Genomic DNA, 25,794 nt, shown 5'->3' with positions numbered 1-25,794 from the left:
AGATGCGCGCCATGCATTGGGCCTACCGCAGGCCAGAGATCTCCCGACGTAGTGCCTCGATGTTGCGCTTGTGCAGTTCCACCTTGTCCTTGAACGGCTGCAGCCGGTCCAGCACCTTCTGGTAGTTGCGCTCGTCGCCATGGCGGATCGACTCCTGCTCGGCAAGCGCCTTCTCGGCCTCGGCAAGTGCGGACTCCTCGCCCGCGAGTTCGTTGCTCAGCACCTCGCGGCGTGCGTCGTCTCGGCTGCGCTGGTCGGCGGGACTGACGCGCGGAAAGGCGCCAGGACTGGAGCTGCCTTGGGGGGGCGTTGCCGCCGGGCGGCGAACTGGCGCCGGGACCGAAGACACCGGCAGGTCCGACTCAAGGCGTACGCAGCCGCGCCCGAGGCTGCGGTCATTGGTATAGGTGATGCGGCCGTCGGCGTCGGTGCACTTGAAGATGTCCGCCTGGGCGGCAGATGGCAGGAGTACGAGCAGTGCCAGAGGCAGGAGTGTTGACGTTCGCATGCGCTTTTTGCCGGGGTGGAGTGCGGCTGCGCAGTGGCGCAGCCCGGCCCGAAACCGTGCGGGACGAGCCTGGATTAGACCCCAGAAAAAAGGGACGGGCAATGCCCGTCCCTTTCGTGATGTCCCGTAGCGCTCGGCTTACAGGCTGTAGTACATGTCGAACTCCACCGGGTGGGTGGTGATGCGCATGCGGTCCACCTCTTCCATCTTCAGCGCGATGTAGGCGTCGATGAAGTCATTGGAGAACACGCCGCCACGGGTCAGGAACTCGCGGTCCTTGTCCAGGTACTCCAGCGCCTGTTCGAGGCTGGTGCACACGGTCGGGATCAGCGCGTCTTCTTCCGGCGGCAGGTCGTACAGGTTCTTGTCGGCCGGATCGCCCGGGTGGATCTTGTTCTGGATGCCGTCCAGGCCCGCCATCATCAGTGCGGCGAAGCACAGGTAGGGGTTGGCCAGGGGGTCCGGGAAGCGCGCTTCGATACGGCGGCCCTTCGGGTTGGCGACGTAGGGGATGCGGATCGAAGCCGAACGGTTGCGGGCCGAGTAGGCCAGCTTGGTCGGTGCTTCGTAGTGCGGCACCAGGCGCTTGTACGAGTTGGTGCCCGGGTTGGTGATGGCGTTGAGCGCGCGGGCGTGCTTGATGATGCCGCCGATGTAGTACAGCGCGGTCTCGGACAGGCCGGCGTAGCCGTTGCCCGCGAACAGGTTCTGGCCATCCTTCCAGATCGACTGGTGCACGTGCATGCCGGAGCCGTTGTCACCGACGATGGGCTTGGGCATGAAGGTGGCGGTCTTGCCGTACTGGTGTGCGACGTTGTGCACGATGTACTTGAGCACCTGGGTCCAGTCGGCGCGCTTGGTCAGCGTGCTGAACTTGGTGCCGATCTCGCACTGGCCGGCGTTGGCCACTTCGTGGTGGTGCACTTCGACCGGCACGCCGCAGGCCTCGAGCGCGAGGCACATGGCGGCGCGCACGTCGTTGAGGCTGTCGACCGGGGGTACCGGGAAGTAGCCGCCCTTGACGCGCGGACGGTGGCCGGTGTTGCCGCCTTCGAACTTGTCGGCGGTGGACCAGGCGGCCTCTTCCGAGATGATCTTGCTGTACACGCCCGACATGTCGACTGACCACTCGACGGCGTCGAAGATGAAGAACTCGGGTTCGGGGCCGAAGAAGGCGGTGTCGCCGATGCCGGTGCTCTTCAGGTAGGCCTCGGCGCGCTTGGCGATCGAGCGCGGATCGCGGTCGTAACCCTTGCCGTCCGACGGCTCGATGACGTCGCAGGTGATGACCAGCGTGGTTTCATCGAAGAAGGGGTCGATGTAGGCCGACGAAGGCTCGGGCATCAGAACCATGTCGGAAGCCTGGATGCCCTTCCAGCCGGCGATCGACGAGCCGTCGAACGGGTGGCCGTGCTCGAAGTGCTCTTCTTCGAAGGCCGAAACCGGCAGGCCGACGTGCTGTTCCTTGCCGCGGGTGTCGGTAAAGCGCAGGTCCACGAAGCGCACTTCGTTTTCCTGAATCATTTTCATGACGTCTTGGGCGTTCATTTTCACTCCTGGTGAGATGAGGCGGTCTTTGCGTTGAGCGGGTGGAGCAGCGGTACGAGATCGATGCGCCGGATTCGTGTGAGGCGTATAAGCACTAAGCGTGCCAGGCGCTAGCGGGCTGGCGAGTCATTGTGCCACAAGGGCAAGTGCTCGAAAGCGGTGCCCATTCCTCAAGAGGTTGGCACCATAATGGTGCATCATATGGATTGAATGCACCATTATGGTGCAATCTCCTGGAGCAGCCTGATTGCGCGGTAGTGCGGGTGCTCTTCGAGCCACGCGTCCACACGGTTGCGGATGGCTGTAACTTGCCCCTGGTCCAGGGCTGGGGGCAGGAAGAGCTCCACCTCGAGGCGCTGGCCCAGGTAGTGAATCTGGACACGCTTTGGCTGCGGGACATCCGGTCCGAGCAACAGGCGGACGTCGGCGAGCACTTCGGCGCGCTCGGGAACCGGGCCGGCAGGCACCACCTGCAGGTCGGTGTCGTCCTCGGGGTCGATATGCACCAGTACGTCGCGGACTTCGGGGTGGGCGTCGCGCACCCGGAAATAGACCGCGTCCGAGATGCGATGGCCCTCCGACACGGTGATGTGAGGGCTGACCTGGACGTGCGCGTCGCACAGCACGCGGTCCGCCATGCGCCGCGTACGCATGTCGTGCAGGCCGATCACGCCGGGGGTGTCCTCGATGGTGCGGCGCAGGCGTGCAAGCTCCTCGGCGGGCAGGCCGGTGTCGATCAGTTCGCGCACCGCCTTGAGTGCGAGCCTGATTCCCATATGCAGGATCAGGAAGCCCACCACCGCGGCGGCCAGTGGTTCGAGGAAGGGGTAGCCCGCCAGGCTGCCGCCAATGCCTGCGGCGACGACCAGTGACGACGCGGCGTCCGAGCGTGCGTGCCAAGCGTTGGCTTCCAGCATCGGCGCCTTGAGCCTGCGCCCGGCTGCGAGCGTGTAGCGGAACAGGCCCTCCTTGGCGGCCAGGGTAAGCAGCGCCATCAGCAGTGCTGCAGGGTGCAGTGCGGGCAGGGCTTCAATATCCTGCAGGCGCAGGCCCGAGCTCCACAGGAAGCCGATGCCCACTGTCGCGAGCACGACGCCCAGTACCATGGTCGTTACCGTCTCGATGCGGCCATGGCCGTAGGGGTGGTCGAGGTCGGCCGGATGCGCGCTCTGCTGACCGGCGATCAGAACCATCAGGTCGGTGACGAGGTCCGATAGCGTGTGAGCCGCATCGGCAACCAGGCTGAAGGCGTTCGCGAACAGGCCAACCACCACCTGGCTGATGGCCAGGCTGGCGTTGGTGACGATGGCGATCAGGGTTGCACGCCGGATGCCACGGCTGCGGGCCTGATCGGCCGCGGGCGGTTGATGCCGCATCGGCGGCAGCTGAGTATGGGGGGCGGGGCCGTGAGGCTTCATGGCATGGAGGACGCGCTATACTTCGCCGACTTTCGACTGTGGACGGATGATCGCATGGGAACCCTCTCTGATTTGCTGACGCTTGCACGCGAGCGTGCGGAGAACCTGGGCGTGCCCTACCAGGGTGCGCTCACGCCCGCCGAGGCGTGGCAGGTCATGCAGCTTGCCCCGGGGGCGCGACTCGTGGACGTGCGTACCCGTGCCGAGCTCGACTGGGTTGGGCGTGTGCCCGGAGCGGTCGAGATCGAGTGGAAGACCTACCCCTCGATGCAGGATAACCCGCACTTCATGACCCAGCTCAAGCATCAGGTCGACCCGGAGGCGCTGGTCATGTTCCTGTGCCGCTCCGGTGCACGCTCGGACTCCGCAGCCAAGGCCGCGTCGGTGGCGGGGTATGGCAACTGCTACAACATCCTCGAGGGTTTCGAGGGTGATCGCGATGCCAGTGGGCAGCGCAACAACATCGGCGGCTGGCGTCACGCCAACCTGCCCTGGCAGCAGGGCTGAGGGCGCGCAGCGCCCCAGGCCTCGAACCTCTCGCAAGGACCCGGACCCGCATCATGCAAGTTGCAACCATCAGCTTCGACCGCTTCAACGTGCTCGCCGACGACGAGGCGCAGGCGCGCATCCGCGCCGCCCGCGCCCGGCTTGGCGAGCGGGCGGTGCTGCTCTGCCACCACTACCAGCGCGCTGACGTCTACCAGCACGCCGACCTCACCGGCGACTCGCTCAAGCTCGCCCGCCTGGCCTCGCAGACCGACGCCGAGTTCATCGTCTTCTGTGGTGTGCACTTCATGGCCGAGGTGGCCGACATTCTGTCCAAGCCCAGCCAGGTTGCCATCCTGCCCGACCTCGCGGCCGGCTGTTCGATGGCCGACATGGCGAGCCTGGCCAAGGTCGAGCGCTGCTGGCGTGAACTCGCCGAGGTGCTCGATACGCCCGACGCGCTGATCACGCCGGTCACCTACATCAACTCGGCAGCCGATCTCAAGGCCTTCTGCGGTGAGCACGGCGGTATCGTGTGCACCTCGACCAACGCGCCGACCATTCTCGACTGGGCCTTCTCCAAGCGCGAGAAGGTGCTGTTCTTCCCCGATCAGCACCTCGGGCGCTGGACCGGTTTCAAGAAGGGCATTCCGCTCGACGAGATGGTGGTGTGGGATCCCGACCTCGAGTACGGCGGCCTCACGCCCGAGCAGATCCGCAAGGCGAAGGTCCTGCTGTGGAAGGGCCACTGCTCGGTGCACCAGATGTTCCAGCCGGTGCATATCGACCGCTGGCGCGAAAAGCACCCCGACGGCTTCGTCATCTCCCACCCGGAGAGCATGCTCGAGGTGTGCCAGAAGTCCGATTACGTCGGTTCCACCGAGTTCATCCTCAATACCATCACCCAGGCGCCACCCAATACCCACTGGCTGGTGGGCACCGAGCTCAACCTGGTGAGCCGGCTGGCCGAGGAGATGAAGCCCCAGGGCAAGGTGGTGCAGTTCATGGCACCCACGGTGTGCATGTGCTCGACGATGCAGCGCATCGACCCACAGCATCTTGCGTGGACGCTGGAGAACCTTGCCGAGGGCAAGGTGGTGAACCAGATCAAGGTGCCCGAGCACGAGGCGGAGTTGGCGCGCATTGCGCTCGACCGCATGCTCGCCGTGTCCTGATCGAGGCCGACGGGGTGCGGCGGCGATGACGCTCAGGATCTGCACCTACAACATCCACAAGGGCTTCTCGCAGTTCAACCGCCGCATGGTGGTGCATGAACTGCGGGAGCGCCTGCGTAGCCTGGACGTGGACCTCGTCTTCCTGCAGGAGGTGCAGGGCCTGCACCTCGGCCACCCGGCACGTCATCCTGACTGGCCGCTGCAGCCCCAGCACGAGTTCCTCGCCGAGGATGCCTGGCACCAGACCGCCTATGGCGGCAATGCGGTCTACGACCACGGCCACCACGGCAACGCCATCCTCAGCCGCCACCTCATCCTCAGCACGGCGAACCAGGATGTATCGGATCACCGCTTCGAGCGCCGCGGCCTGCTGCACTGCGAGGTCGAGATGCCGCAGTTCGACGTGCCGGTGCACTGCGTGTGCGTGCACCTGGGCCTGATGGCCGGCAGCCGGCGGCGGCAGATGGCGGCGCTGGCCGAGCGCATGGAGCAGCTTGCCCCCGGTGATGCGCCGCTCATCATCGCTGGCGACTTCAACGACTGGCGCAATCATGCCGACGACCTGCTCGGCTCCAGGCTCGGCCTTACCGAGGCCTTCGGTGCGGGGCGGGGGCGGCCGGCGCGCAGCTTTCCCAGTGCGCTGCCCTTCTTCCGTCTCGACCGCATCTATGTGCGTGGCTTCCGCGTGCGCCAGGCGCAGGTGCACTACGGTGCGCCCTGGGCGCAGATCTCCGACCATGCTGCGCTCACCGCCGATCTGGAGCCCGAGCGCTGATGCAGTTCCTGGCCGGCAACGCGGTGGCGCTGCTGGAGAGCGGGCAACAGTACTTCCCCGCCCTCGAGGCTGCGATCGAGCGTGCGGAGCTCGAGATCTTCGTGCAGAGCTACATCTTCGAGGACGACCGCAGCGGGCGGCGCATTGCCGATGCGCTGGCGCGGGCGGCGGCGCGTGGCGTGGCGGTGCGCGTGATGGTGGACGGATTTGGCGGGCGCAGCTTCGTCGCCGGGCTGGAGTCGCGATTGCGCGATGCCGGAGTGCAGGTGCTGATCTACCGCCGTGAGTTGCGTCGCTTCTCGCTGCAGCGCCACCGTCTGCGCCGCCTGCACCGCAAGCTTGTCGTCATTGATGGCTGCGAGGCCTTCGTCGGTGGCATCAACATCATCGATGACTACGAGCCGCATGGTGTACAGCATCCGCGTTACGACTACGCCGTGAAGGTGGAGGGGCCGCTGCTCGAGCCCATTCTCGCCTCGGCGCATCGCTTGTGGCGGCTTGTGGCCTGGGCCAGCTTCCAGCGTCGCGAGCACCACCCCTTGCGTGCCGAGGCCCGCACAGAGCCAGCGGGCGAGATCCGCGCTGCCTTCGTGCTGCGCGATAACCTGCGCCATCGGCGTGCGATCGAGGAGGCCTATCTCGAGGCGATCGCACGCGCGCGGCGGGACATCGTGATCGCCAACGCCTACTTCTTTCCGGGCCGCCGTTTTCGCCATGCGCTCGCCGAAGCCGCTGCGCGCGGCGTGCGCATCACCCTGCTGCTGCAGGGGCTGGCCGACCATCCGATGCAGGCTTACGCCACGCGTGCGCTCTACCCATACTTTCTGGCCTGCGGGATGCGCCTGTTCGAGTACCACCGCAGTCACCTGCATGCCAAGGTGGCGGTGATCGACGACCACTGGGCAACCGTGGGCTCCAGCAACATCGACGCCTTCAGCCTGTTGCTCGCGCGTGAGGCCAACGTGGTGGTGGATGATGTCGGCTTTGCACGCCAGTTGCGCGGCAGCCTGGAGGCTGCGATGGCCGAGGGCGCGCAGGAGCTTAGGGCAAGCGACTGGCGCCGCCTGCCCTTGCTGCGCCGTGGTCTGAGCTGGCTGGCCTACCAGTGCGTGCGTCTTGCGATTGGTCTGGCGGGGCTGGGCCGGGTGCACTGAGCGTGGCGCACCAGCGTCGTCCGGGAGTCCGTCCGCGTCGATTCCTGCGCTTGGCTGGAGGCTCAGAAGAAGGCCGTTGCGACGGCCTTCCGGCAGCGAGGCACTGCATCGATCGACCAGTGGGCGAGCGCCCACGCCCAGATCTGCGCGAGGGGCGCGGACGCCAGCGTCGGTGGCGGCGCCTGGCCGAGGAAGCGCAGTGCAGCGAGCAGCGCCGCGGCGGGGGGGGCGTCGTCGATCGCACGCGCCAGTGTCTGTTTCGAGAGTTTCTCTCCCGCGGCGTTGGTCGCAAGCGGCAGGTGTGCGTAAGTTGGTGGCGGAGCCCCGAGCAGTCCCTGCAGGTGGATCTGGCGTGCGGTCGAGTCCAACAGGTCTGCGCCGCGTACCACGTGGGTGACGCCCGCCGCAATGTCGTCCACGACCACGGCGAGCTGGTATGCAAACAGGCCGTCCGCACGCAGCACGACGTAATCGCCGGCGTCACTCGCGAGCTCGAGCGATTGCGGTCCCTGGACCAGGTCGTTGAAGCGGATCACGCCCTCGGCCCGTACCCGCCAGGCGCGTGCGCTGCGACCCGCTCCCAGGCCGTCGCGGCAGGTGCCTGGATAGCGGCGTGAACCGTCGCGGGCAAGCGGTGCATTGGCTAGCTCGCGACGGGTACAGGCGCAGGGATAGGCCATGCCCGCGGCGACCAAGGTATCAAATGCATGGCGGTAGGCCTCTCCACGCCGGGATTGCCAGACGATGTCGCCGTCCCATTCGAAGCCGAAGCGCGCCAGCGTGGTGATGATGCGATCGGCCGCGCCCGGCACGGCACGTGGCGTGTCCACGTCCTCGATGCGCAGCAGCCAGCGTCCGCCGCGCGCGCGCGCGTCCAGCATGCTGCCGACTGCGGCCACCAGTGAGCCGAAATGCAGGGCACCGGTTGGAGAGGGGGCAAATCGGCCAATACAGGTCCGGGAGGTGCAATTCATGCGCTTGGTGTGGGTTTGTCTAAGCGCTGCCCGCACCGGTTGCTGGTGCATCCGGGAAGCGCTTGGCGGCGGATCATAGCACTGCGTCGATCTGCCGCAGCGCCAGCAGGCCTCGCCCCAATTTGATGGCCATCAAGCCAATATGACGGGAATGCCGTTAGTGTGCGAACGACTCGCAGGCTGTGCTCGCGTGACCCAACATGACGAATCGGAGAGACCCCATGATCAAGAAGCCCTTCATCCTTGCCGCGCTCGCCTCGGTGGTGCTTGCCGCCTGTGGCGGTTCCGACTCCGGTGCCCCGGCGGCGGCCCCCGCCCCGGTAGCCGCCGCTCCCGCACCCGCTGCTCCGGCGGCGCCTGCCGCACCCGTGAATGCAGCCGGCGAGAGCGTGTACAAGAAGACCTGCGCACTGTGCCATGCGGCGGGTGTCGCGGGCGCCCCCAAGCCGGGCGACAAGGCAGACTGGGAGCCGCGCATCGCCCAGGGCGACGAGACCCTCTACAAGCACGCCATCGAGGGCTACACCGGTTCCAAGGGCATGATGCCGGCCCGTGGCGGTGGTGCATCGCTGACCGACGACGAGGTCAAGGCCGCCGTGGACTACATGGTCGCGCTGTCCAAGTAAGCAGGCGCGATCAGGCTGCATGGGCGCGCGCGCGCCCTGCAAGAAGCAAGAATGGACCCCACTGGGGTCCATTCTTGCTTCTTGCGCATGGCATGAGCGCACTTCCGCTCCGTTCGCACGCGTTGTCGGCCCGCTGACGATGAGGCAATATCGTGCATCGGCGTCCAGGCAGAGCGAAAGCGCCATGCGTATCCTTCTCATTGATCTGGTGTCCGACGACTGCGTTGCATCGGCGACGATCGCTGCGCGTCTGGCCGGCTGTGCTGAGGTTGAGGCGTGCCGCCCGGCGTTTGATGGCAGCGGGCCGCGCGGCAACATGTCCGGGTTCGACCTGCTGCTGTTGGTCGGCGATGACGACGCGGCACTGCTGAAGACATGCCGACGCGTGGCCGAGGATTCCGCTGTTCCGGTGGTCGTCATCGGTCCCTGCGACGGGGTTGAGACCGCGATCGCGTTGATGAAGGCGGGGGCGGTTGACATCGTCGTCCGCGACGAACGCGGCGACTGGAGCGGGCGTCTGGTCGAGGTGGTGTCCGCTGCACGCGTCCGGGCCCGGCCGCGTGACAGGCAGCCGTATGTCGACGAGGGCCGGCGCCTGGAGCAGATCGTCGATGGCTCCTCGGTGCCCACATTCGTCATCGACGGCAGTCACCAGGTGACGCATTGGAACCGAGCCTGTGCGCAGCTGACGGGTATCCCAGCCAATGAGATCGTCGGCACCGGCGAGCACTGGAAGGCCTTCTACACCGAAGCACGTCCCTGCCTGGCCGATCTTGTCGTCGATGGCACGGTCGGGAGCGAGATCGACCGCTACTATGCGGGCAAGGGGTACCGCCCGTCGGCGACCCTGCCTGGCGCCTACGAGGCCGAGGACTTCTTCGCTGCTTTCGGAGATGGCGGGCGCTGGCTTTACTTCACGGCTGCGCCCTTGCGCAATGCGCGTGGCGAGATCATCGGTGCCGTCGAGACCTTGCAGGACATCACCGAGCAGAAGCGGGCCGAGGCGGAGCTGCGTCGCAGCGAAGAGCGCTTCCGGCTGTTGTCGATCACCGATGGCATGACGGGGCTTTTCAACGCGCGCCATTTCGTGCAGCGACTGACCGAGGAAATGGATCGGGCCGAGCGTTATCGTCATCCGCTGTCGCTGATGATGATGGACGTGGACGATTTCAAGCTTTTCAACGACACCTGGGGGCATGTCGAGGGCGATCAGGTCTTGATCCGCCTTGCCGAGTGCGTCACCGCCTGTCTGCGCCGGACGGACCAGGCCTTCCGTTATGGTGGCGAGGAGTTCGTCGTGCTGCTGCCGGAAACTCGGGTGAGAGAGGCGCTCGCTGCCGCAGAGCGGGTCCGGGCATTGTTTCGTGAAAGCAGCTTCCTCCCGGAAGGAGCGCCCGCTCTGGTGCATTGCACCGCCAGCATTGGTGTTACGCGTTTCGTTCCAGGCGAGAGTTCACGCGATTTCGTCGCGCGGGCCGATCGTGGCGCCTACGAGGCCAAGCGCCAGGGCAAGAACCGGGTCATACGTGCCTTCCCCGACAGCGGCGAATTACTGGACTGAATGCAGGACCGTGCCGGGGATCAGTGCGTGTGGTGACCGTGGTTAGCGTCGCGCAGGCTGCCGACGACGGCAGGGTCGATGTCCGTGAAGTGCAGCGCGCGACCGCCCTGTGCGGCGATGAAGGCCTGGGCGGCCGCCGTGCTTGCGAAAGCGGGGAGGTCCGGGCCGCGCATGGGGCCTCGTACGCGGGCCTCGATCACGAACACCGCCGTCCGCGCGTCGAGCCAGCTGCCGTCCTCGAAGTTGGCGACATACAGGGCGGCGGCGTCCTCCGCGCTGTGGCTGGCGTCGAAGCGGCCGGGCTCGGCCAAAAACATGAACAGATCGACCGGCGAGTCGAAGAAGTGCGCCGAGCCGTCGGTGAAGATGATCTGTGCAGCCCAGCGCGGGAAGCGCGCGGGATACATGCCGCACACCGGGCAACGTGCCTCAGCCGGGACAGGGCGAGCCTCGTACATGGCCAGGCCTGAGGCCGGGTCGTATGGGTGTGGCGTCGACACCCGCGTCGGCGGAACGATGCAGATGTCCTCGAAGGGCGGTTCGAAATCGGTGCCTGCGCGCGTGCCGTGGCGCCAGAACAGGGCGCCCGCTAGCCCCGCGGCAAGCAAGGCGCCGCCGGCCAGCAGGGTGCGGCGGCGACCGTTCAGCGTCGTCATGCGCGCTCGCTGGCGAGGAGCGGGTCCTGCATCAGGGCATCGATGATGCGCAGCAGGTTGTCCTCGGCCGTGTCCCCGGTGCGGGTGAGCGGGTCGGCGACCACCAGGCCCTCGGCCAGATGCAGGTGGTTGGGTGTAGTGGCCAGGCCGGGATGGGTCGGCGCGGTATCGATGCCAAGCTCCTTGCCGTCCGGGCAGCGCCAGCGCACGGAGTAGGCGTCCTGGGCGGCGTAGCGGACGGTGATCTCGACGCCGTTCGCCAGCTCGAGCAGCATGGCGTCCTGGGTGAGGCGGGGCTGCGCGGCGAAACAGTCGGCGCGCTCGGTGGCGAGCACCGAGGCAAGGTGCGGATGCAGGCTCATTGTGCGTTGGCCTCCTTCAGGATGCGTGCGACTTCGCTGCGTGCGATCTCGTGCGTGTCGGCGAGGATGCGTGCGGCAAGGTAGTGCTCGTAGGCCGGGTGTTCGGGCAGTTCGGCGTGCGCGATACGGGCGAGGAGTTCGTCCGCCGAGCCGGCGCCAAGGGCATTGAGGACATCGCGGCAGTTTTCCCTGCTTTCGTACATCAGTCGGCTGAGCCGCTGCACATGCGCGGCATCATCGGGAGGGAGGGCGCTGTAGACCGGATCCATGTTCTATTGCCTATTTACATTCGCTGATCATGAAGGGCGCCACCGTCCAGGACGACCATGTCCGGGGTGACGTCGTTGAAACGCAGCACGCGGCCGCCATGTTCGTCGGCGAAAGCCTTGGCTTCCGCCTCGATCGAGAAGGAGGCTGCCGTGGGGCCCATGCTGCCCAGTCGCCTGGAGCCGAAGACGTAGAACGCCGTCTTGGCGTCTATCCAATGGCCCTTCGGGCTGTCCCAGTCGGCCTTGCCCATGTCCTGCACGAAGATGGCGCGGACGACGCGTGCCTGCTCTGGGTTGAGGTAGATGCTGAACATCTCGATGGTGTCGCAGAACCAGTCGGGCTCGGCGCGCCCTGCGTAGTGCATCTGCACCTTCGGGCCGGGATAGTCGGCGAGCAGCATGCCGTCGAGTGCGCAGCTCGAGTTGAGATCGATCTCGAGCGGCACCAGGTTGCCGGTACCGCCTTCGCTGCCGCTGCCGCAGGCAGCCAGCAGGCCAGCGCCGGCAGCGGCCATCAGGAAGCGGCGGCGGCTCTGGCAGGCGTGATGTGTGCACATGAGGATTGCTCCATTCAGTCAGAACGTATTGCAGGGTCTCAGCGCCTGAAGCGCCAGGCGGCAATGGCCAGCGGTGCCGCGATCCAGCCCGCCATCACCAGGCCCAGCAGCCAGGGCTGGGCGAGGGTGGCCGGGAAGACCGTGGCCAGGCCGTAGAGCGTACGTACATCTTCCAGCGTGAAGATGTTGAGGATGCGGAACACGTCGGCCGGGTTGAGCAGCATCACGTAGGGCAGCGCCTCGCCGCCCCACTGGCCGCCTGTCACCACCAGCACGCCCAGCACCAGCAGGTCGAAGATCAGCACGAAGAAGAACCACAGCGCGATCGCGAGGCCTGAGGCGCGGGTACGGTCGCTGGCGAACACCGACAGCATCACTGCCAGACTCAGGAAGGCGCAGCCCAGCAGGACCGAGCTGAGCATGAAGCCGAAGTAATGGAACAGCGCGTTGAGGTCGAGCTGGGCCGACAGCACGATCCCGACCAGACCGAAGCCGGCGATGGTCGAGAAGGTGAGCGCGCCGGCCAGGCCGAGGTACTTGCCCAGCAGTAGCTCGAAGCGGGTGATCGGCATCGACAGCAGGAGATCGAGCGAGCCGCGCTCGCGTTCGCCGACGATGGCGTCGAAGCCGAGCAGGAGCGCGATCAAGGGGATGAGGTAGATGACCAGGCTGACCAGGCTGGCAATGGTGACCTCGATCGAGCGGAACCCGACCGCGCCTTGCTGGGCCGAGCCGAAATAGGCGATCGACAGCGCGAACACGGTGAATACCAGGGCCACCGCAAGCACCCAGCGGTTGCGGATGCGGTCCCAGAATTCCTTGCCGGCGATGGTTGTGATCTGCGAGAACTCCATGGCCTGCCTCTCAGTCCGAAAAGCCGAAGAACACGTCTTCGAGCGAAGGTTCGCGCACGCTCAGGTCGAGCACCTTGCCGTCGAGCGAGGCCAGCGCGGCGATGACGGCCATTTTCGATTCGCGTGCGCACTGCACTGCCACGTGGTCGTCGTGCGCCTCGACGGCACCGACGGGCAGATGGCCGAGCACCGCGCGCACTGCTTCGAAATCGGCTGGCGCAACGCGCACGTCGAACCACAGCGGCAGGTCCATCCTTTCGCGCAGTCCGGCCACGGTGCCGACGGCCTGTACCTTGCCTGCAGCCATGATGGCCAGCCGGTCCACGCGCTCCTGGATCTCGGCCAGGATGTGCGAGGTGATGACGGTGGTCACGCCCTCGCTGCGCAGCTGGCGCAGGATGGCATAGAAGCCGCGGATCGCCTCGGGGTCGAGGCCGTTGGTCGGTTCGTCGAGGAACAGGATGCGCGGCCGCCCGAGCAAGGCCTGGGCAAAGCCCAGGCGCTGACGCATGCCTTTCGAGTATTCGCGCACGCGTCGGCGGGCGGCGTGAACCAGGCCCACGCGCTCCAGTACGCGCATGTTGTCGGCGGGCGACACCCCTTTGAGGCGGGCGAAGAAATCGAGGGTTTCGAGCCCGGTCAGGTTGTCGTAGAGGACGACGTTCTCGGGCAGGTAGCCGACCTTGCGGCGCACCGCGCGGAAGCTGCCGCCGCCAGCACCCACCGGGGCGCCATCGATGCGGATCTCGCCGGCGGTGATCGGGATCAGGCCGAGCATCATCTTGAACAGGGTGCTCTTGCCGGCACCGTTGTGGCCGATGAGGCCGAAGAGCTCGCCCCCCCGGATGTCGAGGTCGACGCCATCGACCGCGTGGATCGCACCGAAATGCTTGCGCACGCCGCGGGCGACGATCATCGCCTTGCCGGCCTCATTGAGCGCGGGGGAAGTGTCTGCCACGCCATTGGCTCCAGTCAGGGTTGTTGGGCTCCATCCGCGGATTCGGATCGACGACGCTTTGCGCGCGCAGCAGTGGGAACTGCTGCGCGACCATGCGCAGGGTCTGCACTGCCGGGCTGCCGAGCAGCAGCTTCATCATCGGATGGCGCCAGGTCAGGCGGTCGACGAGGTCATTGGCTTCGTAGGGCACGTCGCCGATGCCGTCGCCGTCACGGTCCCAGCCGAGGTAGTTGCCCCAGTGGTTGCCTTCCTGTTCGCCCCAGACCATGTCGCGCGCGCCGACGTAGCGCACCTGTTCGCGGTTGAAGATGAAGTCATTGCGTTCGACCACGTTGTTCTTGGAGCCCGCCCACAGGTGGATGCCGACCACGTTGTCGACCACGGTGTTGCCGCGCAGGGTGTTGTATTCGGCGTCGTAGATGAAGAAGCCGCGCTGGTTGCCGGCGACCACGTTGTTCTCGATCACCGAATCCTGGATGGTGCGCAGCATGATGCCGTGGTCCGAGTTGGCCCAGGCGCGGTTGTTGCGCACCGTCAGGCGGCGCACTTCCATCAGCGCCAGCCCGCCGCGGTTCATCCAGGTCTCGTTGTTCTCCCACAGGTTGTCGTAGGCATTCATGTAATGCGTGCCGTAGCGACTGTGGTGCAGCTTGTTGTCACGGAACTCGGCGTCATGCGACACATCGACATAGAGCGCATCGCGCACGAAGCTGACGTTGTTGCGGATGATGCGCGCCCGGCGGGTGTTGTAGAGCTGGATGCCGTTGCCGCGCTGTGGCGAGGCGTACTCGCGCTTGCCGGTGATCAGGTTGCCCTCGATCAGGACGTCGTTGGCCTTTTCGATCCACAGCCCGAACAGGCTGTAGGTGATGTCGCAATTGCGCACCACCACGCGGTCCGAGCCGGGAAAGATGTAGATGCCGGCGTTCTGCTCGCGCAGGCTGTCGCCGGAGTCCGACACGATCAGGCCCTCGATCGTGACGTCGCTGGCGGTGATGCGGATGGTGTCGCCGCGCAGCCCTCCCGAGATCGTCGGCCGGTTGAGCCCACGCAGGGTCAGCGCCTTGTCGATGCGCAGGTTCTCGACGTAGCGTGCGCGCTCGACTTCCACGGTGTCGCCGGCCGCCGCACGCTCGATTGCGGCCTGGATCGATTCGCCGGCCTGCACCCGCCAGGTCGCCGCGTGGGCCGGCAGGATCCCGGCGGCGAGCAGGACGACGAAGGCGATGGATACGGCAAAGCGAAAGGGCAAGAGGGGGTGGGGCATTGTCTGCTCTGTGGCGAGGCTGGCGCCAGTGTGCGACGAAGTGCCGCATGCTGCCTTGATCTGGGTGAAGCAGCGCTCCGCCTTTTTTCAACCAGCCCGTTGCCGGGCTGCGCTCAGATCACGATCAGGCCGAGGCTCTTGAGGCCGATGAAGAGCACAGCGCCGACCAGCAGGTTCTTGAAGCCGACGTAGCACACCATGTCCATCGGGCTGGCCTTGCGGTAGCGCCGGCCCCACCAGGGGCCGTCCTTCACGTAGGGCTTGGCGCCCATGCGCACCACGACCTCGAAGACACTCCAGCCGAACCACCAGCCGATGATGGCGCCAGGTGTCAGGTTGCCCATTGCGGCCAGTACCCAGGCCACCGTGGCGGCCACCGCAATAGCCAGCCCCGCCGCCTGCACGGCGCGTTGGCGCTCGAAGCCGCTGCGGCTCCACGGCCAGATGTGGTCCCAGGCCTCGGCCAGCAGGCGGGTTGCTCCCTTGTCCTCGTAGGGTGGGTGGACGGCTTCGGTCAGGATGCGCGGATCGACCATTCTCGTGTCCTCCTGGTTCAGGCTTTAGGGGTGGCTGCAGCCACCGGCTTGATCGGAATGTAGTAGCCGTCGGCGCCGATGGGGGTGAGTGCCAGGCCGGCCTTGGTGCGGCGCTTGCGCTCCTGGGCCAGGGGGGGGCAGGCGTGCTCGTCGGTGTACATCACCATGCAGTCGAGGCAGAGCATGCACTCGCGGTGGTCGATGCGGCCCTTGTCATCGATCGCCAGCGATCCGCAGCCCACGGCGCAGGCCTTGCACGAGTCGCATTCCTGCTTGCGCTTGAGGCCGAACCAGCGGAAGGTCGAAGGCATGGCGAGCGCTGCGCCGAGCGGGCACAGGTACTTGCAGAACGGCCGCTCGGTGAAGATCGACAGCCCGAGCAGACCCGCAGCGAACAGGGTGTAGGGCCAGCTGCGGCTGAACAGGCCGACGAGGAAGGTGGTCTTGAAGGGCTCGACCTCGGCCAGCTTCTCGGCCAGACCCATCGACAGCATGGACACCGCAAGCAGGCCGAAGAACACGAAGTACTTCACCCACTTCAGGCGGTTGTGCCACTTCATCGGCAGCATGAACTGGAAGCGCTTGAGGCCGAGCTTGGCGCCCACCTTGTACAGCAGCTCGGACAGCGAGCCGAAGGGGCACAGCCAGCCGCAGAACAGGCCGCGTCCCCACAGGAACACGGTAACGATGATGAAGATCCAGAACAGGAAGATGAAGGGGTCGGTCAGGAACAGCTCCCACTTCCACTGGAACAGCAAGGCGTGGAACCAGGTCAGCACCTGGGTGATCGAGGGCTGCGCAAGCAGGTAGAAGCCGACGAAGAAAATGCTGATGAGCCAGGCCGCGTACTTGAAGCCATCGACCGGCCACTTGTTCTTGCGTGTGGACAGGCGGGTCAGACGGTCGCGCATCGCATACACGGCGGCGACGCCGACGAGCAGGATGGAGAACAGTACGATCTCGACCGTGCGCATCTTCCATACGCGCACCCAGGGGGCATCGGGCTTGACGACCTTGGGCCGGCCGCCCTCCATGTACTTCGCAGGCACCCAGTATTCGCTGTCGAAGCTGACGAAGTCGCGGTGGCCGGTGTTGCGGTCGAGCTTGTTGCCGAGGAAGACCAGGCTCCACGGGTAGGCTGCTGCAAAACCCGGGTCGCGGATGATGAAGATCGCCGACTCCTTGTAGCTCGGGGCGCCGGGCGCCTGCACACCCCAAAGGTTGAGGTAGTCGAGGTCGCGGAATGTGTAGGCGTCCATGTCCTGGCTCACCTGCACGCGGTCATAGATGCCGCCGCGTACGAAACCCGAGCCCTTGAACGAGTCGTAGCCGTTGGAGATGATGAAGATCGCGTGCTCGTTGTCCTTCAGGCGCGACATCAGGCTGGTGTAGCCGCTCTCGCCGAGGATGCTCTTGCCGACCGAGGGCGTGTTCAGGTGGCCAAAGAACATGTCCACATAAGGCTCAGCGGTGCGTGGCATGCCCAGTTGTTCGGACTTCACGGTCAGGCGGCGTACGCTGCCGTCCTTGAGCAGCTGCTCCCAGCTCAGACGCTCGTCGATGGCCGAATAGCGGATCGCCGGCCGTGGTTCGACCTTCAGGATGCCGACCTGGCGTGCGATCGCCACGCCCGAGCGCATCACCACCTGGTTCTGAGCGATCACCGTGACGGTGGCGCCGGTGATCGCATCGAGGCCGATGTAGCCTTCCTCGTTGCGCGCCTTGCCGATCTCGATCTTGTCGCCGACGAACTTGCCCAGGTACTGGTTGACGAACTTCGTCAGCACGCTCTCGGGAATGCCCAGCAGCAGGATGGGTTCGCTGTGGCGCAGGATCTTGGTCCCGGTAATGATGCCGTCAGTATCCATGCCGATCAGTGTGATCACGGGCTTGCCGGAGTACGCGGGGATATCCACGATGTCGGTCGACAGGAACACATAGCCCACGAGCTTGCGTTGGCCCGCGTCGTCACGGTAGCCCTCGACGTAGGTCGGCTTGCCCATGCGGTGGGAGAAGCTGCTGGCGGTCGGCAGCACCTCGGTACAGGCAACATGCGCGCAGAGGTCGGGGTCGGTGTTGATCTGGGCGGGCAGCGGGGCTTCGTATGCGGTCTGGGCGAATGACGGCGGGCTGCCGAGCAGGGTGGCGACGGCCAGCAAAGCACCCATGGTGGCGCTGCGCAGGGCGGAGAACGGGTTCATGATGCGCTCCGGTTGAAAGCTGGCGGAGAGTCTATTGAGGCCCGCCGCCGCCTGCCTTGTTTATTATCAAATTCTAATTTTTTGATGGGCGAAATGACGCTCCATCAAAAGACACAAGGGGCTTTCGCCCCTTGTGTCTTCCTGCCTGGATACTGCTTTGCGTTATGCCTCGACGATCATCCGCGAGCGCATCTCGAGGTGCAGGGCGTGGCAGAAATGGGTGCAGTAGCACCAGAACACGCCGGGCTTGTCGGCGATGAAGGTCACCGAGGCCGTCTCCTGCGGATTGACGATGAAGTTGACGTTGTACTTCGGGATCGCGAAGCCATGCGTCAGATCCTCGATCTTGTCGAGGTTGGTCAGGATGATCGTGACCTCGTCGCCGAGTTGCAGCTTGAACTCGCGCGGCTCGAAGGCCGGTGCCAGCGAGGTGATCTTCACCGTCACCTTGTTGCCGTCGCGGAAGACGCCGGCTTCCTTCGGGTCCTTGACTGCGAGCGGGAACTCGTTGATGTCATAGACCTGCTTGGGCTGCAGCAGCTCACGCTTGAAGATGATGAAGTCGTGCGGTTCGGGACGGACAGGGTGGTCCGCCACCAGCACCATCTTCTCGCCGGAGATGTCGACAAACTGCTCGGTCTCGGCGTGCAGAGGGCCGACGGGCAGGAAGCGGTCCTTGGAGAACTTGCAGCCCACGCACAGCCACTTGCCGTCGGCGAACATGGTTTCGGACTGCGACGCGTTGATGTGGCCGGGCTGGTAATGCACGTCCAGGCGGTCGACCACGTACTGAGCGCTCTTGTCGCCGCTGTGGAACTTGATGGCGGCGTCCACGTTCCACTTGACGATCTGGCTGTCCAGGAACAGCGTGGTGTAGGCGTTGCCGCGGCCATCGAAAGCGGTGTGCAGGGGGCCGAGGCCGAGCTCGACTTCGGCCACGATGGCCTTGTCTTCGTCGTCCAGCTTGCCGTCGAACCAGTCCAGCACCTTGGACAGTTCGATGACGGTGGCGGTCGGCGACAGCTTGCCGGCGCAGATGAAGTACTTGGCGTCCGGGCTGGCATTCACGCCGTGCGGGTTCTTCGGCACGGAGACGGAGCACACCAGCGCGGTCTTCGGGTCGGTGTTGGCGGCTCTGGTGGCGTCGACCACCGGCACGCGGGACGTGCCGTAAGTGGTGTATTTGCCATCCTTCACTGCCTGCTCGATACGGGCAATGTTGAAAAACAGGCAGGCGTCGCGCTCGGCCGACATCATGCCCTCGTAGTGGTAGCCGCCTTCAGTGTTGTACTGGTTGGTTGCGGCGAGCTTGCCGTCGAAGGACGTGGCGACGAGGTCGCAGTTGCCGTCGATCAGCGCTTGCCAGCGCACTTCCATGGTCTCGGCGTCAACGCAGGAGAACAGCGTCCGGTACTTCTCCGGGCTGTCGACGTCGCGGCCGTCGTTCGGCAGCGGAATATGGAACTCGGCGCCGCAGAACACGCGGGTGGTGTAGTTGACCGCCGGGTCCACCGGGTCGCGCTTGTCCGGGAAGATGCCGTGGAAGCCCTGCACGTTGGGCAGTTCGGTGATCTTGTCGCAGACGAAGTAGTCGAGGCGGATACGGGCGATGCGGCTGTTGATCTTGTCGTTGATCCAGGCGTAGCGGCCGTCGTAGTTGCCGTCCTTGTAGGAGGCATGGGTGTGGTGGGTGTCACCGACGGTGTAGCGCAGGCTGCCGTCGGCCTTGGTGCCCATGATCTTCTTGGATTCGTTGGTGTGGCCCCAGCCCACCAGCGCGTCCGGCACGAAGCAGGGCACTCGGTGCAGTTCGCGCCCGGAAGGCAGGCCGAGCACGCGGAAGTCGCCAGTGTGGCCGCCCGACCACAGGCCGTAGTAGGTGTCGAGTTCGCCCGGCTTCAGGTGCGGATCGTTGTAGGCGGCCTTGGCTGCGGCGACAGGTGCGCCAGCGGCGGCCGGTGCGCCGGCTGCGGGAGCGGACTCCTTGTTGCAGGCGGACAAGCCGACCGACAGGCCTGCACCCGCCAGGCCTGCGAAGGCGGCGGTGTTCAGGAACTTGCGGCGGCTAGGATCGGGCATCGCCTCGACCGTGTTCATCTTGGTTTCTTGCATGGTTCGTCGCTCCCGTATTCACATAAGATCGCCGGCATCCAGTCAATCACTGCGCCCTGCGCCCCTCGCGCCGGGTTGGCTGTGCGGCCTGCCTGTGACAATTTGTCCTGTGACGTTTTGTCGCAGGGTCATTCTATGAAGCAGCCATGGCATAAACCTTGATGTACCGCAAAGACAGGGACGTGCCCCTGACGTGAAAAGGGATATCCATAACCGGAGTGAATGGCATGCGCATGGAGGTGGAAAGGGGGCGGGTCGAAACGTCAGGCTTGAGCGCAGTGCGCACGAACCGGGCGCGCTTGCTGCAGTTGCGCTGGGTGTCGCTGGCGGCGATGGCTGCGATGAGCTTTGTGGTGTTTCCATGGCTGGTGCCAGCACAGCCGTTGGCGCCGCTGGCGGGCGTGACGTTCGCACTGCTGGCGGTCAATCTGGCCTTGCTGGCGGATGCGGCGCGCTGGCTGGTGGGGCGCTGGGGCGCCTTCCTGCAGCTGACGGTGGATCTTGTCGCCTGGGGCGCCTTCCTGTATTTCACCGGCGGTGTCGCCAACCCGGCGATCTCATTGCTGCTGCCGGTGGTGGCGATTGGCGCATCCATCCTGCCGGCTGCCCAGGGCTGGGCGCTGGCTGTGCTGGCAGTCGGGGTCTATTCCTTCCTGTGGCGCTTTCACGAGCCGGTGCGCCTCACTGACAGCGGGCTCGCCATGCAGTGGCACCTGGCCGGCATGTGGATCAGCTTCGTATTCGCGGCGGTGACGGTGGTGTGGTTCATCGCCCGCCTCAATGCCGAACTCGCCCGCCGCGAGGCCGAGTTGGCCGAAGCCAACGCAGCGCGTGCGCGCGACGCCTACGTGGTCGGCCTGGGCAAGCTCGCCGCTGGCGCGGCGCACCGGCTCGGGACGCCGTTGGGCACGATGCGCATCCTTGCCGGCGAACTGGCTCGGCGCACGGACCTTGATGCCGAGGTGCGCGACGATCTGGAGCTCGTGCGCGAGCAGGTCGACCACTGTCGCGACATCCTCAACAGTCTCACCCGCGAGGCTGGGCAGCAGCGCGCGGAAGGCGGTGGCGCCGTAGAAGTGCGCGTCTGGGTGGACCAGGTGGCGGCGCGCTGGCGGCAACTGCGTCCCGGCGTCGCGGTCCAGGTGCAGGGCGAGGGTGGCAGCATCGTCGCCGATGCCTCGCTCGGCGAAGCCTTGCACAACCTCATCGATAATGCGGCCAACGCCAATCAGCACATGTGCGCCACAGCCGGCGCCGTTGTCGCGGCCGATGTAGCCGGCGCGATCGAGGTGTCGATCAGCGCAAGCGCCGGGCTGGCGTGCATCGAGGTCGCCGACCGCGGGCCGGGCCTGTCCGCTGCGCGCATCGATGCTGCGCGCCGGGCGCCGCTCGGGGCTCATGCCCAGGGCATGGGGGTGGGATTGATGCTCGCCCACGCCGCGGTCGAGCACCATGGCGGTCGGCTGGAGTTCCGTCCGCGGCCCGGCGGTGGCACCATTGCGCGCTTGATGATTCCGTCCCAGGCTGCAGTGCAATGATTGCCGACAATGCGCCCACCCTGCTCGTCGTCGATGACGACCCCGCCTTCAACAGGGTGCTGGTACGCGCGCTTGCTCAGCGCGGCTTTGATACCTATGGCGCCACCGACAGCGAAGGGGCGCTCGAGCTTGCCGGGGACCATACCCCCGAGTTCATCGTGCTCGACCTCAATATCGGTGGCGAATCCGGCCTCAAGCTCATCCGCCCCTTGCTCGATGCCAGTCCGGGGGTGCGCATCCTGGTGTTGACCGGCTACGCGAGCATCGCCACCGCGGTCGATGCCGTCAAGCTCGGTGCGGTGCAGTACCTCGCCAAGCCAGCCGAGGTCGATGCCATCATCAAGGCGCTGCGCGCCGAGGATGTGATCATCGACGATCACGCGCCGGGCGCGCCGATGTCGGTCGATCGCCTGGAGTGGGAGCATATCCAGCGCGTGCTCGCCGAACACGAGGGCAACATCTCGGCGACAGCGAGGGCGCTGCAGATGCACCGGCGCACGCTGCAGCGCAAGCTCGCACGTCCGCCGGGCGGCGTGTGAGCGCGGTGACGCCCCCCGCCCACACTCTGAAGGCCGACCTGTGGCTGCTGGCGACCACGCTGCTGGCTGCTGCCGGCTGGATCTTTTCCAAGGAGGCGCTCGCCGGGCTGGCGCCGCTGCAATTCGTCAGCCTGCGCTTTCTGCTGGCCGGCGTGGTGCTGCTCGCCTTCGCCTGGCCACAGCTGCGCCGCCTCACGGCGGCGGGCCTCAGGGGCGCCCTGATCGTCGGCGCGCTGTTCGCCGCGGCGATGGCGCTGTGGATCACTGGCCTGGAGCACGCCACCCACATCGGCGAAGGCGCCTTCATCTCCAGCCTTGGCATCGTCATGGTGCCGCTGATCGGCTGGCTGCTGTTCGGCGAGCGCCCGCCGCGCATCACCTGGGGGGCGATGCCGCTCGCGCTGCTGGGCTTTGCCTGCCTGTCGCTCGAGCAGGGCTTCCGCTTCGAGCCCGGGCAGTGGTTCTTCCTCGGCGCCGCGCTGGTGTTTGCTGTGTTGTTCACGCTCAACAGCCGCATCGTGCGCAACGTGCCGCCGCTGGCGCTGAGCGCGGTGCAGGTGCTGATGGTCGCGGTGTTGATGCTGCCGCTGTCGCTGCTGCTGGAGCGCTGGCCGGAAACGGTCGCCGCCCCGGTCGTGGGCTGGCTGCTCGCCAGCGCCATCCTCGCCACCACACTGCGCTTCTTCGTCCAGCTGCGCGGCCAGAGCCTGACCAGCGCCAGCCACGCGGCGGTGATCCTGATGCTCGAGCCGATGTGGACCGCGCTGGTGGCGGCGTGGTGGTTCGGCGAGACGATGAGCGCGCAACAGTTCCTCGGCTGCGCGTTGATCTTCTCGGCGCTGGTGCTGAGCCGCTGGCGCTGGGTCAGGGATTTGCTGCGCAGTCTGGGCTGAAGGGGCAGCACGCGCCCGCGGCCGGGCCGCGCCTCACAGCGTTTCGTCCCGCATCGTGCCGCGCAGTGCACAAGGCGCCGCCGCCGGCGTACGCTCGAAGCGCACGCCCCGTTCCCGTAGGGCGAGATCGATCAGGCTGAACACCTCGTCGCGACACATGGGCTCGCGGTCGTGCTGAGGCACCCAGTACTTCACCCGGTAGCTGATGCCCTGGGGGCCGTACTGCACCACCTGTACCTCGGGCGGCTTGCCGTCCACCAGGCTGTGGGCGCCGTCCAGCGCCACGCGGATCAGCTCCCTGGCCTCGGCCACCGGCAGGTCCACCGGCAGGGTGAGCTCGACATGGTCGCGGTACTCCTTGCGCGGCGCGCTGAAATTGGTGATGCGCTGGCGCGAGATCTGGCTGTTGGGCAGGATCACGTAGGTGCTGTCGCGCGTGACGAGGCGGGTGGTGCGCCAGCCGATCTCCTGCACCCGTCCCTGCGCCAGGGTCTCGATCCGCACCCAGTCGCCCATGCGAAACGGCGCCTCGATGCCGAGCGCAATGCCCGACAAGGTGTCCGCGACCACGTTGCGGATGGCGAAGCCCAGCACCGCCAGCACCAGGCCCGAGCCGGTCAGCAGGCCAGACAGGCCCTGGCGCAGCAGCAGTGACAGCGCCAGAAGGGTGGCCGCGGCGAAGAGGAGGACCCGGAACAGGTCGAGCAGGACCTTGGGCACCGGCCGCTGCCCCTTGCGGCGCTGCGACAGCCGAGTGCTCACCAGCGCATGCAGCAGGTGGGCGCCGAACAGCAGGGCGAGGGCGAGGGCCGCATTGCGCACGGGTTCGCGCCAGCCCTGCAGCGGATGGGCGGCGGGCAGGCGCTGGAACAGGGGCTCGGCCAGGGCTGCGACCAACACCAGCAGAGCAAGCGCGGCCGCGGCGCGCAGCCAGGAGGGGATGGCGCTCGGCGCGTCGGGAGTCTTCATCTCAGCGGCTCCCCGGGGCGGCCGGGTGCAGCAGTTGGTGCGCGTGCAGTTGGGGCAGGCTCCAGCCCTCGCCCAGCAGCAGCATGCGGGTGTCGAGCGCGGCGGCGCGGGCGGCCGGCGCCTCGCTGCCGAGGTCGTGCATGCGCTTGGCCTGCAGGCTGACCCAGCGCAGCGGATGGCGGCGCGCCAGCGCGCGCCACAGGGCATGTGCCCCCTCGGACTGGCGCGCGCCGCTGACCAGGCACAGGCCGCGGCCCAGTGCCCAGGCGTAAACGGTGCTGGCGATGCCCCGACCCTGATAGGCAGGGGCGTACTTGGAATGCGGCGAGCGCACGTGGCGATCGGTGCGGCGGTCGACCTCGATCAGGCGGTTGAACACGGTGTAGCCGGCGAGGCAGCCGCGGCTCGGGTCCTCGACATACACATAGTGTTCGCCGTCGGCCTCGCGGTGATGGAAGATCAGGCCCGGCTGCAACGCGGCCAGGCGCGCGCAGGCGTTCATGGCGTCGCCCGGCGTGTGCAGGCGGCGGTAGAGGGAAGAGAGCTCGGCCTCGATGTCTTCGTCGGGCGGGTTGACGTCGATGCGCAGCTCGAGGCGCGGTGGGCGGATTTGGGGCGGAAGTGTGCGGTGGAGCGCGAGCAGGCGCCACGCCAGTGACAGCACGGCGTCCCAGGCGGTGCGCGTGGGCGGCGGCTGCGGAAAGGCCAGCGCCGAGCGCGGCGAGAAGCTGCTGCGGTGCGAGGGTGGGGTGTGCAGGTGGCCGAGCGAGCGGCGGCAAAGGGCGATTGCGTTCATTCGTCGTCCTCCCCTCAGCACGGTGCCGGACCGGCCCACCAGCCGCTCATCAGGCCCTCCGGGCGCTGCGGGGCGCTTACCCGCGCACTGCTCTCCCAGGCCTCCATCTGTACGTCGAGACCGGCAAAAACGCCGTAGCCCGTGCCAGCGCGGATGGCTTCGCCCGCGTTCAGGCTCTCGCCGGCACGGATGGCCCCGGCGGCACCAATCAACTTGCCGGCCTTGATGCCCCAACCGGCCTCCAGGTGCATGCCGACCTCGATCGAGCCGCCAGCGGCGATGCCCTGGCCAGCGCGCAGCGTGTGCGCGACGCGGATGTCGCCGCCTGCCTGCAGGCTTTTGGTGCAGCGTACGCCTTCGTCGCCTTCAAGATCGAGGCCGATGAAGGCGTTCCCTGCAATCCGCACGCGGCCGGCGCAGCGCAGATCCCAGCCGATGCGCACCTCACCGTCGCAGCGCAGCTCGCCGGCGCAGTCCACGCCCCAGCCCGCGCGTAGGTCGCCCCCTACGCGCAGCCCGGCTTCGGCGCGGATGCTGCCCTCTATGCGCAGGTCGGCACCGATGCGCAGCTCGCCGCCGGCGCGTACCCCGGCACCGGCATGCAGCGAGCGTCCGACACGCACGATGCCTTCGACATCGACGCCGCCGCGCACCTCGAGCGTACCGGCGAATACGATTGCCTCGGCCTCGATCGCGTCGAGCACGCGGACCTCATCGGTGGGGCCGAACTGCTCGAGCAGCCAGCAGGCGTCGCCGACGCGGCCGGCAGCCACCATCTCGTCGAGCATGTCCTGATAGTTGGCGCCGTCGCCGAACTGGCGGACGAACCAGCGAAAACCGTCTGTGCAGGGCCGCTTCGCCCTGACGAAACTGCGTGTGAGAACCATTGCATCACCCTCGTGCATCGCCTGGCCGCGCCAAGGCGCGGCATCCTGGGGTGCAGCCGATGGGGGCGTCGATGACCGGGGTGGCCCGGATGGACCGGGGCCTGACCGCCTGGGCGGTCTGGGAGCGGGGGACTGGACAGGTGCTCGCAGCGGCTGCACGTTGATCGGGAGGCGC

Annotated in this window: 26 protein-coding genes; 9 read left to right on the top strand and 17 right to left on the bottom strand. The window is 66.7% G+C overall.

Annotated features, from left to right (window positions below):
• Positions 1 to 22: 22 nt before the first annotated feature.
• The 3 genes from C662_RS15435 to C662_RS15425 all read right to left on the bottom strand — a co-directional run bounded on the left by C662_RS15435 (position 23) and on the right by C662_RS15425 (position 3,432).
• Complete coding sequence (locus C662_RS15435; RefSeq protein ID WP_002931128.1) at positions 23 to 508, bottom strand: DUF4124 domain-containing protein; 486 nt, start codon at positions 506 to 508, stop codon at positions 23 to 25.
• Positions 509 to 646: 138 nt separating this feature from the next.
• Positions 647 to 2,056 (bottom strand): type I glutamate--ammonia ligase, encoded by a 1,410-nt coding sequence (glnA, locus tag C662_RS15430; RefSeq protein ID WP_002931126.1) that lies wholly within the window; start codon positions 2,054 to 2,056, stop codon positions 647 to 649.
• Between the two features lie 218 nt (positions 2,057 to 2,274).
• The gene (locus C662_RS15425) at positions 2,275 to 3,432 is read right to left on the bottom strand and encodes a cation diffusion facilitator family transporter (RefSeq protein WP_002931117.1); all 1,158 of its coding nucleotides are present in this window, start codon (positions 3,430 to 3,432) and stop codon (positions 2,275 to 2,277) included.
• Positions 3,433 to 3,528: 96 nt separating this feature from the next.
• Here C662_RS15425 and C662_RS15420 point away from each other — a divergent pair, with 96 nt between their 5' ends.
• From C662_RS15420 to clsB, 4 genes are read left to right on the top strand one after another with little or no spacing between them, the layout of a single operon-like run.
• On the top strand, positions 3,529 to 3,981 hold the full coding sequence (locus C662_RS15420) for a rhodanese-like domain-containing protein (RefSeq protein WP_037982547.1): 453 nt from the start codon (positions 3,529 to 3,531) through the stop codon (positions 3,979 to 3,981).
• A 53-nt stretch (positions 3,982 to 4,034) separates the two neighbouring features.
• Positions 4,035 to 5,135, top strand: a complete 1,101-nt coding sequence (gene nadA, locus C662_RS15415; protein ID WP_002931115.1) for a quinolinate synthase NadA — start codon at positions 4,035 to 4,037, stop codon at positions 5,133 to 5,135.
• A gap of 25 nt (positions 5,136 to 5,160) precedes the next feature.
• Positions 5,161 to 5,910: an endonuclease/exonuclease/phosphatase family protein gene (locus C662_RS15410; protein ID WP_002931111.1), complete on the top strand. Its 750-nt coding sequence runs from the start codon at positions 5,161 to 5,163 to the stop codon at positions 5,908 to 5,910.
• On the top strand, positions 5,910 to 7,064 hold the full coding sequence (gene clsB, locus C662_RS15405; RefSeq protein ID WP_002931110.1) for a cardiolipin synthase ClsB: 1,155 nt from the start codon (positions 5,910 to 5,912) through the stop codon (positions 7,062 to 7,064). Before C662_RS15410 ends, clsB begins: the two co-directional genes overlap by 1 nt.
• Positions 7,065 to 7,126: 62 nt before the next feature.
• Here the strand turns inward: clsB and gluQRS are convergent, their stop codons facing one another.
• Positions 7,127 to 8,038, bottom strand: a complete 912-nt coding sequence (gene gluQRS / locus C662_RS15400) for a tRNA glutamyl-Q(34) synthetase GluQRS (protein ID WP_083485773.1) — start codon at positions 8,036 to 8,038, stop codon at positions 7,127 to 7,129.
• A 221-nt stretch (positions 8,039 to 8,259) separates the two neighbouring features.
• On the opposite strand from gluQRS, the gene C662_RS15395 reads away from it, so the two are divergent.
• The gene (locus tag C662_RS15395) at positions 8,260 to 8,664 is read left to right on the top strand and encodes a c-type cytochrome (protein WP_002931108.1); all 405 of its coding nucleotides are present in this window, start codon (positions 8,260 to 8,262) and stop codon (positions 8,662 to 8,664) included.
• Positions 8,665 to 8,683: 19 nt separating this feature from the next.
• A complete protein-coding gene (locus C662_RS15390; protein ID WP_232433292.1) occupies positions 8,684 to 10,225 on the top strand; it encodes a sensor domain-containing diguanylate cyclase in 1,542 nt (513 codons plus the stop codon).
• A 20-nt stretch (positions 10,226 to 10,245) separates the two neighbouring features.
• On the opposite strand, the gene C662_RS15385 is transcribed toward C662_RS15390, so the two are convergent.
• From C662_RS15385 to nosZ, 10 genes are all read right to left on the bottom strand, one after another.
• On the bottom strand, positions 10,246 to 10,881 hold the full coding sequence (locus C662_RS15385; RefSeq protein WP_002931105.1) for a nitrous oxide reductase accessory protein NosL: 636 nt from the start codon (positions 10,879 to 10,881) through the stop codon (positions 10,246 to 10,248).
• A complete protein-coding gene (locus C662_RS15380) occupies positions 10,878 to 11,243 on the bottom strand; it encodes a hypothetical protein (RefSeq protein ID WP_002931104.1) in 366 nt (121 codons plus the stop codon). The genes C662_RS15385 and C662_RS15380 overlap by 4 nt, the downstream gene beginning before the upstream one ends.
• On the bottom strand, positions 11,240 to 11,512 hold the full coding sequence (locus C662_RS15375) for a hypothetical protein (RefSeq protein WP_002931103.1): 273 nt from the start codon (positions 11,510 to 11,512) through the stop codon (positions 11,240 to 11,242). The genes C662_RS15380 and C662_RS15375 overlap by 4 nt, the downstream gene beginning before the upstream one ends.
• 14 nt (positions 11,513 to 11,526) lie before the next feature.
• Positions 11,527 to 12,069: a nitrous oxide reductase accessory protein NosL gene (locus C662_RS15370; RefSeq protein ID WP_002931100.1), complete on the bottom strand. Its 543-nt coding sequence runs from the start codon at positions 12,067 to 12,069 to the stop codon at positions 11,527 to 11,529.
• Positions 12,070 to 12,107: 38 nt separating this feature from the next.
• Positions 12,108 to 12,923 (bottom strand): ABC transporter permease, encoded by an 816-nt coding sequence (locus C662_RS15365; protein ID WP_002931099.1) that lies wholly within the window; start codon positions 12,921 to 12,923, stop codon positions 12,108 to 12,110.
• Between the two features lie 10 nt (positions 12,924 to 12,933).
• Positions 12,934 to 13,881 carry an ABC transporter ATP-binding protein gene (locus tag C662_RS15360; RefSeq protein ID WP_002931098.1) on the bottom strand — a complete coding sequence of 316 codons (948 nt, stop codon included), beginning with the start codon at positions 13,879 to 13,881 and terminating at the stop codon, positions 12,934 to 12,936.
• Positions 13,853 to 15,148 (bottom strand): nitrous oxide reductase family maturation protein NosD, encoded by a 1,296-nt coding sequence (locus C662_RS15355; RefSeq protein ID WP_002931097.1) that lies wholly within the window; start codon positions 15,146 to 15,148, stop codon positions 13,853 to 13,855. Before C662_RS15355 ends, C662_RS15360 begins: the two co-directional genes overlap by 29 nt.
• A 113-nt stretch (positions 15,149 to 15,261) precedes the next feature.
• Positions 15,262 to 15,684, bottom strand: coding sequence for a hypothetical protein (locus tag C662_RS15350; protein ID WP_002931094.1), 423 nt, complete (start codon positions 15,682 to 15,684; stop codon positions 15,262 to 15,264).
• A gap of 17 nt (positions 15,685 to 15,701) precedes the next feature.
• Positions 15,702 to 17,885 (bottom strand): NosR/NirI family protein, encoded by a 2,184-nt coding sequence (locus C662_RS15345; protein WP_002931090.1) that lies wholly within the window; start codon positions 17,883 to 17,885, stop codon positions 15,702 to 15,704.
• A gap of 162 nt (positions 17,886 to 18,047) precedes the next feature.
• A complete protein-coding gene (gene nosZ / locus C662_RS15340) occupies positions 18,048 to 19,997 on the bottom strand; it encodes a TAT-dependent nitrous-oxide reductase (protein ID WP_002931085.1) in 1,950 nt (649 codons plus the stop codon).
• Positions 19,998 to 20,224: 227 nt separating this feature from the next.
• Between nosZ and C662_RS15335 the strand changes: the two genes are divergently transcribed.
• Genes C662_RS15335 through C662_RS15325 form a run of 3 tightly spaced genes read left to right on the top strand, consistent with a single transcriptional unit; the run spans position 20,225 to position 22,967 of the window.
• Positions 20,225 to 21,535 carry an ATP-binding protein gene (locus tag C662_RS15335; protein WP_002931083.1) on the top strand — a complete coding sequence of 437 codons (1,311 nt, stop codon included), beginning with the start codon at positions 20,225 to 20,227 and terminating at the stop codon, positions 21,533 to 21,535.
• Entirely contained in the window at positions 21,532 to 22,074 is a 543-nt protein-coding gene (locus C662_RS15330; protein WP_002931081.1) for a response regulator transcription factor, read from the top strand. The genes C662_RS15335 and C662_RS15330 overlap by 4 nt, the downstream gene beginning before the upstream one ends.
• A complete protein-coding gene (locus C662_RS15325) occupies positions 22,071 to 22,967 on the top strand; it encodes a DMT family transporter (RefSeq protein ID WP_002931079.1) in 897 nt (298 codons plus the stop codon). Before C662_RS15330 ends, C662_RS15325 begins: the two co-directional genes overlap by 4 nt.
• Positions 22,968 to 23,000: 33 nt before the next feature.
• Here the strand turns inward: C662_RS15325 and C662_RS15320 are convergent, their stop codons facing one another.
• The 3 genes from C662_RS15320 to C662_RS15310 are packed head-to-tail and all read right to left on the bottom strand — an operon-like array spanning position 23,001 to position 25,619.
• On the bottom strand, positions 23,001 to 23,936 hold the full coding sequence (locus C662_RS15320) for a mechanosensitive ion channel family protein (protein ID WP_002931077.1): 936 nt from the start codon (positions 23,934 to 23,936) through the stop codon (positions 23,001 to 23,003).
• 1 nt (position 23,937) lies between these two features.
• A complete protein-coding gene (locus tag C662_RS15315) occupies positions 23,938 to 24,732 on the bottom strand; it encodes a hypothetical protein (protein WP_002931076.1) in 795 nt (264 codons plus the stop codon).
• Between the two features lie 14 nt (positions 24,733 to 24,746).
• Positions 24,747 to 25,619, bottom strand: a complete 873-nt coding sequence (locus C662_RS15310; protein WP_002931075.1) for a hypothetical protein — start codon at positions 25,617 to 25,619, stop codon at positions 24,747 to 24,749.
• Between the last annotated feature and the right edge of the window lie 175 nt (positions 25,620 to 25,794).

It is taken from the genome of Thauera sp. 28, assembly GCF_000310145.2.
In the GTDB taxonomy this organism is placed as follows: Bacteria; Pseudomonadota; Gammaproteobacteria; order Burkholderiales; family Rhodocyclaceae; genus Thauera; species Thauera mechernichensis.
The sequence above is the reverse complement of the archived record's forward strand: the minus strand, read 5'-3'. Positions and strand labels throughout refer to the sequence as shown.